10 protein-coding genes are annotated in these 12,575 nt (G+C 70.3%); all 10 read left to right on the top strand.

Going from position 1 to position 12,575, the window contains the following annotated elements:
* Window positions 1–267: 267 nt before the first annotated feature.
* The 10 genes from CSW63_RS07275 (at window position 268) to CSW63_RS07230 (ending at window position 12,571) form a co-directional block, all read left to right on the top strand.
* Window positions 268–1,002 carry a 2OG-Fe(II) oxygenase family protein gene (locus CSW63_RS07275; protein WP_099503850.1) on the top strand — a complete coding sequence of 245 codons (735 nt, stop codon included), beginning with the start codon at window positions 268–270 and terminating at the stop codon, window positions 1,000–1,002.
* Window positions 999–1,541 carry a hypothetical protein gene (locus CSW63_RS07270; protein WP_062093795.1) on the top strand — a complete coding sequence of 181 codons (543 nt, stop codon included), beginning with the start codon at window positions 999–1,001 and terminating at the stop codon, window positions 1,539–1,541. Before CSW63_RS07275 ends, CSW63_RS07270 begins: the two co-directional genes overlap by 4 nt.
* A 348-nt stretch (window positions 1,542–1,889) precedes the next feature.
* A complete protein-coding gene (locus CSW63_RS07265) occupies window positions 1,890–3,521 on the top strand; it encodes a TldD/PmbA family protein (RefSeq protein WP_062093796.1) in 1,632 nt (543 codons plus the stop codon).
* Window positions 3,522–3,542: 21 nt separating this feature from the next.
* Entirely contained in the window at window positions 3,543–4,874 is a 1,332-nt protein-coding gene (locus tag CSW63_RS07260; RefSeq protein WP_062093797.1) for a TldD/PmbA family protein, read from the top strand.
* A gap of 9 nt (window positions 4,875–4,883) precedes the next feature.
* Window positions 4,884–5,615 (top strand): DUF4159 domain-containing protein, encoded by a 732-nt coding sequence (locus tag CSW63_RS07255; RefSeq protein WP_062093798.1) that lies wholly within the window; start codon window positions 4,884–4,886, stop codon window positions 5,613–5,615.
* Between the two features lie 21 nt (window positions 5,616–5,636).
* Window positions 5,637–6,644, top strand: a complete 1,008-nt coding sequence (locus CSW63_RS07250) for a MoxR family ATPase (RefSeq protein ID WP_168193621.1) — start codon at window positions 5,637–5,639, stop codon at window positions 6,642–6,644.
* An 8-nt stretch (window positions 6,645–6,652) separates the two neighbouring features.
* Window positions 6,653–7,540, top strand: a complete 888-nt coding sequence (locus CSW63_RS07245; RefSeq protein ID WP_062093799.1) for a DUF58 domain-containing protein — start codon at window positions 6,653–6,655, stop codon at window positions 7,538–7,540.
* Complete coding sequence (locus tag CSW63_RS07240; RefSeq protein ID WP_062093800.1) at window positions 7,537–8,691, top strand: BatA domain-containing protein; 1,155 nt, start codon at window positions 7,537–7,539, stop codon at window positions 8,689–8,691. The genes CSW63_RS07245 and CSW63_RS07240 overlap by 4 nt, the downstream gene beginning before the upstream one ends.
* A complete protein-coding gene (locus CSW63_RS07235; RefSeq protein ID WP_099503852.1) occupies window positions 8,688–10,850 on the top strand; it encodes a DUF4175 family protein in 2,163 nt (720 codons plus the stop codon). Before CSW63_RS07240 ends, CSW63_RS07235 begins: the two co-directional genes overlap by 4 nt.
* Entirely contained in the window at window positions 10,847–12,571 is a 1,725-nt protein-coding gene (locus CSW63_RS07230) for a hypothetical protein (protein ID WP_099503854.1), read from the top strand. The genes CSW63_RS07235 and CSW63_RS07230 overlap by 4 nt, the downstream gene beginning before the upstream one ends.
* Window positions 12,572–12,575: the final 4 nt, after the last annotated feature.

Below are 12,575 nucleotides of genomic sequence, written 5' to 3'. Positions count from 1 at the left end.
CTTCGACGCCATCGGCCGCCCTTCGCCGACAACTGTGGCGCCGCGTGTTGGCCCGGAAAATCATGCCCCACCAACAGCCGCCACCGGTTGTGTCAGTGCTAGAGGGCGTTATGCGGTCTGCGCTACTCTTGAAACACCTGTTTCGGCCTTGAAGCGCGTCGATCGGGAAATGATTGATCGGCGCGCGGTTGCGCCGCAGCCAGAAGCAACGCTTGAATAGACGCAGGGCGGCTGCAGCCCGCCTTTCCGTCGCGTATCCGAGCTCCGATGCCCCTTCACCCGCCGCTGAGAATCAACACCGACCTGCCGATCGACGCCCTGGCGGAGCGTTTCGCGCGTGACGGCCACGTGCAGATTCCCGTCTTCCTGACGCCGCAAGACGCCGACGCCGTCGCTGGGTTGATGGAGTCACTTACCTGGAACATCGCCGCCCCGGACGAGGCCTCCGAAACGCTGGTCATCACGCCGGAAGTCATCAAGAAGTTCGGCGAGGCGCAGGTGCGACAGTTCCTGCAATGCGCCCTCAAGCGCGCCGCCCGGGGCTTTTCGTTCGTTCACATGTCCTACGCGCTGCAGGACGAGTATCCGCGCGCGCCGACCGCGCCGATCCACCGGGCGACGGAGTTCCTGGAGAGCCGCGCCTTCCTCGACTTCGGCGGTCAGATCATCGGCGCTCCCGAAGTGAGCGGCGTGCGAGTCCAGGCGTCCTATTATCGTCCCGGCGACTTCCTCACCGTGCATGACGACAGCCACCGCAAGGACCACCGCCTGGCCGCCTTCACCCTGGGCTTCACCCGCCGCTGGCGACCCGACTGGGGCGGTCAACTGCTGTTTCATGACGCCGGCGGCGACGTGACGCGTGGCCTCGCGCCGGGCTTCAACGTGCTGACCCTGTTCAAGGTGCCGACGCCGCACTCGGTGGCCCAGGTGGCCAGCTACGCCGAGGCCAGGCGGCTGTCCTTGACCGGCTGGCTGCTGGGTGGAAAGAACGACGATCCGTGAGGAACACTGTCATGCTGCGTCCCGCCCTTGTCCTGCTCCTGACGCTGTCGGCCGGCGTCGCCTTGGCCCAGTCCGGGCCTGAGCCCGATGTGATCAAGGCGTTGAAGGCCTGCAGCGCGATCAAGGCCGACGGCGAGCGCCTGGCCTGCTACGACAAGGCCGCCCAGTCAGTGACCAAGGCGCAAGAGACCGGCGAGGTCATCATCATCGACAAGCAGACAGCCCGCGCCGCCCGTCGTCAGGCGTTCGGCCTGGACCTGCCAACCCTGTCGATCCTGGATCGCGGGGCCGACAAGGCGGAGACCGAAAAGCTTCAGTCCGTCGTCAAGGCCGCGCGCACGGACGCCGAGGGTCGTCTCGTCGTGACGCTTGAGGATGGCGCGGTCTGGCGGCAAATCGATCAGGAAATCCTCAGCAAGCCGCCCAAGCCCGGCAGCACGGTTGAGGTCCGCAAGGCGGCGATGGGCAGCTATATGATGAAGATCGGCTCCCAGCCCTCGATCCGCGTGCGGCGCGACAACGCGGCCGGGGTGCGCTGAGACCCGCCTCGCAGAGCCGCCGCCCCATCCGTGGGCGCGGCAGGCGAGAACTGCCTCCAAAACAAGCCGCCCAGCGCCCAGTACGCCGCTGAAGGATCGAGGCTTGCCCCTGAAATCGCGCCCGCTTTCCGCGCCTATGGAGCCTTTTCCTTCAGGGAAGGCACGTTTCCTACCAGATCAGCGAACAATTACTTCACGCGTGCAAACTAAGCGCGCCGAAACATTACATTTGAGAAATATTTGACCTCTGACGCTAGTCAGCACAGAACTTCTCCCGCGTGAGATTCCGGCGCGCCCGGAACAGGGCGATAGCGTGCCCAGATCGTGGGCCACCTGGGAGGAGACACCTTGGATAGACGACAGTTCCTCGCGGCCTGCGGCATCGGCGCCGGAGGCGTGCTGCTGCCGGGCTTTGGCCAGGCCATCGCCGCCGAACAGCTGATCGAGACCATGGACGTGGCGGTCAAGAAGCGCTTGGCCGACGCCGCCCTGACCGCGGCCAAGGCCGCCGGCGCCACCTATTGCGACGTCCGCGTGGGCCGCTACCTGCGTCAGTTCATCCTGACGCGCGAGGCCAACGTCCAGGGCGTGACCAACACCGAGTCCAGCGGCGTGGGCGTGCGCGTCATCGCCGGCGGCGCCTGGGGCTTCGCCGCCACGAACAACATGTCGCCGGAGTCGGTGGCCCAGACGGCCCGCCTGGCTGTCGCCATCGCCAAGGCGAACGCCAAGAACCAGACCGCGCCGGTCCAGCTGGCCCCGACCAAGGGCGTCGGCGAGGTGAAATGGGCCACGCCCATCCGCCGCAACGGCATGGAAGTGTCGCTGCAGGAGAAGGTCGACCTGCTGATGCGGGTCAACGGCGCGGCCCTGAAGGCCGGCGCCAACTTCGTCAATTCCAGCCTGTTCCTGATCAACGAGCAGAAGTACTTCGCCAGCAGCGACGGCTCCTTCATCGACCAGGACATCCACCGCGTCTGGGCGCCGTTCACGGTCACTGCGATCGACAAGGCCACCGGCAAGTTCCGCTCGCGCGAAGGCCTCTCGGCCCCGATGGGCATGGGCTATGAGTATCTGGACCCCAAGGCCGAGGATAAGGTCCTCTCGCCCAACGGCATTATCAGCTACAACAAGTCCTACGACATGGTCGAGGACGCTCAAGCCGCCGCCGTCCAGGCGCGCGAGAAGCTGACCGCCAAGTCGGTGAAGCCGGGCCGTTACGATCTGGTGCTGGACCCCAACCACCTTGGCCTGACCATTCACGAGTCGATCGGCCACCCGCTCGAGCTCGACCGCGTGCTGGGCTACGAGGCCAACTACGCCGGCACCAGCTTCGCCACACTGGACAAGCGCCGTGACCGCTTCCAGTACGGCAACGAGATCGTCAACGTCGTCGCCGACAAGGTTCAGCCGGGCAGCCTGGGCGCCGTCGGCTATGACGACGAAGGCATCAAGACCAAGAGCTGGCCGCTGATCCAGAACGGCAAGCTGGTCGACTATCAGGCCACCCGCGATCAGGCCCACATCCTGGGCAAGACCGAGAGCGACGGCTGCTCGTACGCCGACTCCTGGTCGACCGTGCAGTTCCAGCGCATGCCCAACGTCTCGCTGGAGCCCGGCAAGAAGCCGCTCAGCCTCGCCGACATGATCGGCAACGTCGAGAACGGCATCTACATCCTGGGCCGCGGCTCGTTCTCGATCGACCAGCAGCGCTACAACGCCCAGTTCGGCGGCACGCTGTTCTACGAGATCAAGGACGGCAAGATCACCCAGCCGCTGGAAGACGTCGCCTATCAGATGCGCACGCCCGAATTCTGGAACGCCTGCTCGGCGATCTGCGACGAGCGGGACTACCGCCTGTTCGGCTCGTTCTTCGACGGTAAGGGCCAGCCTAGCCAGGTTTCGGCCGTCAGCCACGGTTCGTCGACCACCCGGTTCGACGGCATCAACGTCATCAATACCGCGCGCTCGCTCGGTTAAGCGGATCGAGGGAGACACATCATGGGTATCATGACGGAAGCCGAGGCCAAGACGATCCTCGACAAGGTGATCAAGCTCTCGACGGCGGACGAATGCACCGCCCAGCTGACGGGCTCGATCGAAGGCAATATCCGCTTCGCGCTGAACAACGTCTCGACCAGCGGCGTGGTCAGCGACACCAATCTGGGCGTCTCGGTGGCCTTCGGCCGTCGGGTGGGCACGTCGTCGACCAACGACTTCTCCGATGCGTCCCTGGCCCGCGCGGTCAAGCGCGCCGAGGAGCTGGCCCGCCTGGCGCCAGAGAACCCCGAGTTCGTCCCGGCGGTCGAGAAGCAGGTCTACAAGCCCAGCTCGACCTTCAGCGCGGCCACGGCGGCCATTACGCCCGAGCAGCGCGCCGACATCGCCATGGCGTCGATCGCGCCCTGCCGGTCCAAGAACCTGATCGCGGCCGGGTTCCTGAACGACGAGCAGAACTTCGTGGCCTTCGCCAACAGCAAGGGCGCGTTCGGCTATCAGCGCTCGACCGAGATGGACTACACCTGCACCGTCCGCACCGCTGACGGCAAGGGCTCCGGCTGGGTCGCCCGCAACCTACAGGACTCCACGCCCTTCAAGCCGGCCAGCGACATCGAGATCGCCATGCGCAAGGCCAGCGCCTCGGCCGAGGCCCAGGCCCTGGAGCCGGGCAAGTACACGGTCATCCTCGAGCCGGCCGCCGCCTCGGGCCTGATTTCGTTCATGTTCAACTTCTTCGACGCCCGCTCGGCGGACGAAGGCCGCAGCTTCCTGTCCAAGAAGGGCGGCGGCAACAAGCTGGGCGAGCAGGTCTATGACCCGCGCGTCAGCTTCATCTCCGACCCGTGGCATCCGGACCTCGCCGTCCTGCCGTGGGATGGCTCGGGCCGCGCCCGCGAGAAGATGGCCATGGTCGAGAACGGCAAGATCGCCAACCTGATGTACTCGCCCTACTGGGCGCAGAAGCAGGGCAAGAAGGTCGTCGGCCGCCCGGGTAACATCATCATGTCGGGCGGAACCAAGTCGACCGCCGACCTGGTGCGCGAGACCGAGCGCGGCATCCTGGTGACCCGCACCTGGTACATCCGGATGGTCGATCCGCAGACCGTGCTGCTGACGGGCCTGACCCGCGACGGCACCTTCTACATCGAGAACGGCCAGCTGAAGTACCCGGTGAAGAACTTCCGCTTCAACGAGTCGCCGGTGATCATGCTGAACAACATCGACGACCTGGGCCGTCCGGTCCGCGTCAGCGAAGGCGGCGGCATGAAGTACATGATCCCGCCGATGCGGGTGCGGGACTTCACCTTCACCTCGCTGTCGGACGCCGTCTGACACACACCCATGGCCAGCAGTCGCGTAACCCGTTCAGAGTGTCTGCGTCTGCTGGCGGGCGGTGCGATGGGAGGTTGGCTGGCCAGCCTCCCATCGTCTCCCAAGGCCGCAATTGGGGCCGCTCCGGCCTATGATTTCTGGTTCACGCGCCTGCGCTATGACAGCGGCGACTGGGACGTCGACCAGCGCATGCCGGCCAACATCCTGACCTCGCTGGTCGACTACACCACCCTGCGGGTCGATCCCGAGGAACGCGTCGTTCGGCTCTCCGACCCGGCCATGCTGACCGCACCGTTTTGCTATCTGGCGGGCCACAAGCTGGTGGAGTTCAGCCCGGCCGAGGCCGAGAACTTCAAGACCTATGTCCGCAACGGCGGCTTCGTCTTCGTCGACGACTGCAACCACGACATCGACGGCCTGTTCGCCAAGTCGTTCGAGCGCCAGATGGCGAAGCTGTTTGGGGCGAACGCCCTGAGGAAGCTGCCCAACGACCACCTGATCTACCGCAACTTCTTCAAGTTCGACGGACCGCCCGCCACCAGCTTCGAGCTGAACGGCTGGGGCGATGATCTCGTCCACGACTATCTGAAGGGCATCGAGGTCGGCGGGCGCCTCGGGGTGCTCTACAGCAACAAGGATTACGGCTGCGAGTGGGATTACGACTGGCGCAACAAGCGCTTCCTGGCCGATGACAACACCAAGTTCGCGGTCAACATCGTCCTCTACGCCCTCACCGCCTGATCGCCTCCTTCTCTGTTCGGATTGCCTATGACCATGACCCCTACCGAAGCCGAGATCGCGGGCAAGCTTCAGCGTCTGTCGCAGCTGCGCGCCGCCATCGGCCAGGCCATCGTCGGCCAGGACGAGGTGGTCGAGCAGCTCCTGATTGGCCTCTTGGCCGGCGGCCACTGCCTGATCGAGGGCGTGCCGGGCCTGGGCAAGACCCTCTTGGTCCGCACCCTAGGCCAGGCCCTGTCGCTGGATTTCCGCCGCGTGCAGTTCACGCCCGACCTGATGCCCAGCGACATCCTGGGCACCGAGGTGCTGGAGGAAGACCACGGCACAGGCCATCGCCACTTCCGCTTCCAGCAGGGCCCGGTGTTCACCAACCTGTTCCTGGCCGACGAGCTGAACCGCACCCCGCCCAAGACCCAAGCCGCCCTGCTGGAAGCCATGCAGGAGCACCAGGTCAGCTACGCCGGCGTCACCCACGCCCTGTCCGAGCCGTTCTTCGTGCTGGCCACCCAGAACCCACTGGAGCAGGCCGGCACCTATCCCCTGCCCGAGGCCCAGCTGGACCGCTTCCTGCTGAACATCCGCGTGGGCTATCCCACCGCCGAGGAGGAGCGGGCGATCCTCGCCTTGACCACGGGCGGCGCGATTGAGGCCCCAAAGGCGGTGATGACCGGCGCCGATATCGTCGAGCTGCAGACGTGGGTGCGCCAGGCCCATGTCAGCGACGGCCTGCTGACCTGGATCACCAGCCTGATCCGCGCCACGCGTCCGGGCCCGGACGCCCCGCCCGCCATCCAGGACTATGTCCGCTGGGGCGCCGGTCCTCGCGCCGGTCAGGCCCTGGTGCTGGCCGCCAAGGCCCGCGCGCTGTTGCACGGACGCCTGGCCGCCACCCGCGAGGACGTCGTGGCCCTGGCCGCGCCGGTGCTGCGCCACCGCATCCTGTTGTCCTTCGCCGCCGAGGCCGAGCGCAAGACGACCGACGACGTGGTCGCCGCCCTGCTGGCCGCCCTGCCCGCCCCCGCCCGCGACTGAACCTGCGTATGTCGCCGTTCGACCTGCCTCCGGACCTGCGCACCCGCCTGCGACGCCTGTCCTTGGCGCCCCGCGCGGCCGCCGTGCTGGTCGGCGACGGCGCGCACGCCAGCCGCAATCGCGGCGGGGCGATGGAGTTCGCCCAGTACCGCGCCTATGAGCGCGGCGATGACCTGCGACGCATCGACTGGAAGCTCTATTCGCGGTCCGACAAGTTCTTCGTCCGCGACGCCGAGCGCGAGAGTCCGGTGGCGATCTGGATCGTGCTGGACGCCAGCGCCTCGATGGCCCAGGCCGATCTGGCGCGCCCCACCTGGACCCGCTTCGACGCCGCCCGCCGCCTGACTGCGGCCTTGATTGAGATCGCCCTGCTGCAAGGCGACCGTTTCGGCCTCGTCGTCGCCCAGGACAAGGGGCCGCTGGTGCTGGCGCCGTCAGGCGACAAGCGCCAGCGCGACCGCATCCGCCTGGAGATCAGCCCGCTCCAGCCCGGCGGCGCGCCGCACTGGGAGCGTGACCTTAAGACCCTGGGCGAGCGCATCGCGCCCGGCGACCTCGTCATCTTCATCACCGACGGCTTCGACGAGGCCTGCGTCGCCGCCGCCGAGCGCTTGGCCGCCTCGGGCCGCGACGTGTCGTTCGTCCAGCTCCTGACCGGCGACGAGCGCGACTTTCCGTTCGACAGCTCGCTTCGGTTCCGCGATCCAGAGAGCTTCGCCGAGCTGCCCGGCGACGGCCGATCGCTGCGCGCCGACTTCCTCAAGCGCTTTGGCGAGGCCCGCGCGGCCCTGCGCGCCCGTCTGGAAAGCCGGGGCGTGCGCTTCGCCGAACACTTCGCCGACCAGGATCCTGACGGGCCGATCCAGGCCCTGGCCCGCGCGGCGGCGGTCCGATGATCCCCGCCCTGCTGCTGCCCGCCGCGCTCGCCGCCCTGCTGGCCGTCGCGGTTCCGCTGGCGATCCATATCGCCCGGCGCACCGAGACCAAGACCATCGACTTCGCCGCCCTGCGCTGGCTGAACCCCAATCCCAAGCCCGTCCAGCGCCTGCGGCTGGACGAGCGCCTGCTGCTGGCGGTGCGGATCGCGCTGATCGTGGCCGTCGCTATCGCCCTGGCCCGCCCGGTGCTGCGGCCGACCGGCGATGAGCGTCCCGTGGTCGCCCTCGCTCCGGGGATCGACGCCGCTCAGGTCCCGGATGACGGCGCGCGCCGCGTCTGGCTGGCGCCCGGCTTCCCCGGCGCCGACCGCGCCGCACCGCCCGCCACCGCCGACCTCACAAGCCTGATCCGCCAGCTCGACGCCGAGCTCCCGGAGGGCGCGCCGCTGACCCTGGTCGTCCCCCCGGTCTTCGACGCCGACGGCGGGCGGCTCGTGCTGTCGCGCAAGGTCACCTGGAAGGTCGCGCCAGCGACCGCGACGCCAACCGCCAAGCCTGAGCGCCCGCCGCCGGCCCTGGTGGTTCGCTACGCCGCCGAGCGGGCCGAGGCGGTCCAGTTCTTCCGCGCTGCAGCGAGCGCCTATGCCGGGCCAGACCAAGCGCCCGCCTTCGACGCCGCGCCCGTCGACCAGCCTCTTCCCAGCGGCGCCCAGACCCTGATCTGGCTGTCGGGCGCGCCGCTGTCGGACGCCGCGCTGTCCTGGATCGAGCGCGGCGGCGTCGTGCTGCTAGCCAACGACGCGCCCTCCCCCGTCGAGGGGCCCAAGACCGTGGTCTGGCGCGACCCTCTGGCGGAGCCGCTGGCCGTCGAAGGCCGCTATGGCCAGGGCCGCGTGCTGCAACTGACCCGCCCGCTGGCCCCCAAGAACCTGCCCGCCCTGGTCGAGCCCGACTTCCCGGACCGCCTGTGGACCCTGCTGGACCCGCCGCCCGCGCCCGCCCGCGTCGCCGCCCAGGACTATGCGCCGGCGCTTGGCGAAACGGTTCCGGCTCTGGCCTTCAATCCGCATCCGCTCGACCTGCGCCCCTGGCTGGCGGTGCTGATCGCGGCGCTGTTCGCTGGTGAGCGCTGGCTCGCCACGCGCCGAAACCGCGCGGTGCTGGCATGATCGCCGTCCTGGCCCATCTGCCCCGCGCCGCCCGCCTGCGCGTGGTGCTCGACACCCTGGCGGTCGGCGCGCCCGCCGTTCTGGCCGGTGGCGTCGCGGCATGGCGTCTGGCCGGACCGTTGGGGACTCTTGCCGTCGGCGCGGCGGGCCTGGGGGCTCTCGCCTGGACCGGCTGGCGGCGCACGCAGCGCTTTGACCGCGCCTGGCTGACCACCGCCCTCGACGCCCAGGCGCCGGGGCTTGAGGACAGCAGCGACCTTCTCTTCACGCCGCCCGAGACCCTGACGGGCCTGGCGGCCCTGCAGCAGGCGCGGCTTCGCGACCGGCTGAAAGAGGCCGCCGCCCTCGACCTGCGTCCGGCCTGGTCGACCCGCGCCATCGCCGTCTCGGTCGGCCTCAGCGCGCTCGTCATCGCGGCCGCCGCCCTGTGGCCCGCGCCGGGCGAGACCGGACAAGGCCAAGGCGCCGCCGCGCCCGCGCCTCTGGCCGCCCCGCACCTGACCGGCGCGCGGCTACGGATTACCCCGCCGGCCTATACCGGCCAGCGCCCGTTCGAGCAGAGCAGCCTCGACGTCAGAGCGCCCGCAGGCTCACAGGTCGTCTGGAGCCTGGGCTTCCTGCCTCAGCCCGACGCCACGACTCTGACCTTCCCGGGCGAGGCCGGCCTGCCCCTGCGCCGCGACGGCGGCCGCTGGACCGGCGCGCGAAGCTTCGAGCGCTCGGCCCTCTATCGGATCGAAGCGCCGGGCCTGCCCCGCCAGCGGCTGCACCGGCTGGAGATGATCCCCGACGCCCCGCCGGTGGTCCGCGTCGTCACCCCGACCACCGCCCTGACCTTCGTCGAACCGGGCCAAACCCGCTGGACCCCGGTGTTCGAGGCGCGCGACGACTACGGCGTCGCCGCCAATGCCACCCTGAAGATCACCGTCACCAAGGGCGAAGGCGAGAACATCACCACCACCGAGCGGATCCTCTCGGTCGTCGGCCTCGGCGACGCGCGGCTCAAGCGCTTCCCGGTGTCGCTGGACCTGGCCCGCGAAGGCCTGGAGCGTGGCGGCGACCTGATCGTCCAGTTGATCGTCCGCGACAACCGCCAGCCCGCCGCCCAGACGGTCGAGGGGCCCAGCGTCATCCTGCGCTGGCCCAACGACCCGCCGCCGGTCGACGGCCTGGAGGGCATGGCCCGCAAGATCCTGCCGGTCTATTTCCGCAGCCAGCGCCAGATCATCATCGACGCGGAAGCCCTCCTCGCCCGCAAGTCCCGGATCTCGGCCGACAAGTTCATGGACAGCGCCAACGGCCTTGGCGAGGACCAGGCCCAGCTGCGCCTGCGCTATGGCCAGTTCATGGGCGAGGAGGCCGAAGGCGGCGGCGGCGGGGTGGGCCTGGCCCTGCCCACCAGCGACGCCCCGGCTCTGGACCTGCCGACCAATGACGGCCCCGCCGCCCCGGCGGCCAAGGCCGAGGCGCATGACGACCATGACCATAGTCCGGGTGACGGCCACGACCATGGCGCGGAAAGCGACGGCTCCCCGCTGGGCGACATGGACAAGCTGCTGGCCCAGTTCGGCCACGCCCACGACACGGGCGATGCGGCCACGCTGTTCTCACCGAGCGCCCGCGCGACCCTGGCCCAGGCGCTGGACGCCATGTGGGACTCCGAGCGCGCCCTGCGTCAGGGCGAGGTCAAGGCGGCCCTGCCGCACGCCAACCGGGCCCTCGTCCTGCTGAAGACCGCCCAGCAGGCGACGCGGATCTATCTGGCCCGCACGCCGCCCAAGCTGCCGCCGATCGACCTGTCGCGGCGGATGAGCGGCAAGCGCGACGGCATTGTCGCCGGGCGTCTGGCGCCGCTGGTCCGCGATCCGGCCGACAGTCCCGCTGTCGAGGCCTGGCGGGCCCTGGGCCAAACGGGCGCCGCCGCACCGCCGAACCTGGACGCCCTGGCTCGCTGGGTCGGCACCAATGCGGCCCGCCTACCCGACGCCCTGTCGCTGAGCGCCGCCATCGACACGGTCCGCAACGAGCCCCAATGCCAGGACTGCCGGCGCAAGCTGCGCGCCCTCTTGTGGACCGCGCTGGAGCGCCCGACGCCGAGCGTGCAGCGCCGTGCGCCCGTCGACCCGCGCGGCCGGCTGTATCTGGACGCCCTGCGATGACCGGTCTTTCGCTCCTGGCCCTGGCCGTGATCATCGGCGCGCTGGTCGCCAGCCTGACGCGCCTGGCCCTGCGCCGCCGCGCCGCCGCTGCAGCCGAGCGGGGTCCCACCTGGCGCCTTGTCGCCTTGGCGGGATTGCAGGTCGCCGCCGGCGCTCTCCTGTGGCTGACCCTGTTCCCGCCGCACGTGCTGACCGCGCCCGGACGGCTGGTGGTGCTGACGGAGGGGGCGAGCGCCCGCCTGCCCGCCTCGGGCGACGTCGTCGTGGCCCTGCCCGAAGCGGCGCGCGCGGCCGGCGCGATCCGGGTTCCGGACCTGGCCACGGCCTTGCGGCTCTATCCCGAGCCTGGCCGTCTGCGGATCGAGGGCCATGGCCTGTCGCCGCGCGACCGCATCCCGCTGGACCGCCCCGCGACCTTCGCCCCGCCCGCCCCGCCCAAGGGGATCGTCGCCCTGGCCCTGCCCGCCCCCGTCGCGCCCGGCGCCCGCTTCAGCGTGGGCGGCGAGATCGGCGCGCTGAAGGCCGGCGTGGTCGAGCTGCTGGATCCCGCTGGGGCCGTGGTCGACAAGGCCGAGGTCAAGGCCGGCGCGCGCTTCAGCCTGTCAGGCGCAGCCCGGGCGGCGGGGCCGGTGCTGTTCGACCTGCGCCTGCGCGACGCCGCCGGCCGCCAGGTCGAGCATGTCGAGATCCCGGTCGAGGCCCGCGCGCCGGTCAGCCCGCGCGTCCTGGTCCTGGCCGGGGCGCCGAGCGCCGAGACCAAGTACCTGCGCCGCTGGGCCCAGGACGCCGGGATCGCCCTGAACCTCGAGGTCTCGCTGGGCGGCGGCGTGCAGTTGGGCGACGCGCCGGTTGCCCTGACCCGCGCCACACTGGATGCGGTGGACCTGCTGGTCATCGACGACCGCCGCTGGGAGTCCCTGGACCGCCAGGACCGCGCCGCCATCGAAGGCGCCGTGCGCGGGGGCCTTGGCCTGGTCTTGCGGCCCAGCGGTCCGCTGTCCGACGCCGTGCGCCGCGACTGGGCGATGCTTGGCCTGCCGACCGCTGAGGCCGACGGCCTCCGCGCCGTGCGGCTGAACGGCCCGAACTCCGACGTGAACCGGCATGACATCCTGCCCACCACCTCGGGCGGCGTTCCCCTGGCGGTGACCAAAGACGGCCAGCCGCTGGCCGCCTGGCGCGCGCGCGGCCAGGGCCGGGTGGCGCTATGGACCGTGGCCGACAGCTACGCCCTGGTGCTGACCGGCCGCGCCGACCGCCATGGCGAGCTGTGGAGCGAGCTGTTCTCGGCCGTGGCCCGTCCCGGCGACGCGGCGGGGGTCCATGTCGCGGGTCTGGCGCGGGCGGGCCAACGGGTCGCCCTGTGCGGGGCGAAAGCGGCGCTCAGCGTGGTCGAATCCGACGGCGCGACGCGGCGGCCGCTGATCGATCCACGCGCAACGCCAGGGGCGTGCGCGGCCTACTGGCCGGCGGGCCCGGGCTGGCGGACGGTCGTCGACGGGGATCGCCGCAGCGCGCTCTACGTACAGCCCGCCGAAGCCGCGCCCTCGCTAGCGCAGGCGGAGGCGCGGGCGGCGACGCAAAGGCTGATAGAGACGTCGGCCGCAGGACCGATGCGCGCCGCGCGTCAGACGCCGGGTTCGCCCTGGCCCTGGGCCCTTGGCCTGCTGGCGGTACTGGGGATGCTATGGTGGCTGGAACGGCGCGCGACGCGCCGGTGACGAC

The organism is Caulobacter sp. FWC26 (genome assembly GCF_002742645.2).
Classification (GTDB): domain Bacteria; phylum Pseudomonadota; class Alphaproteobacteria; order Caulobacterales; family Caulobacteraceae; genus Caulobacter.
Note: the sequence above shows the minus strand (reverse complement) of the source record. Positions and strands in the feature narration are given on the sequence as shown.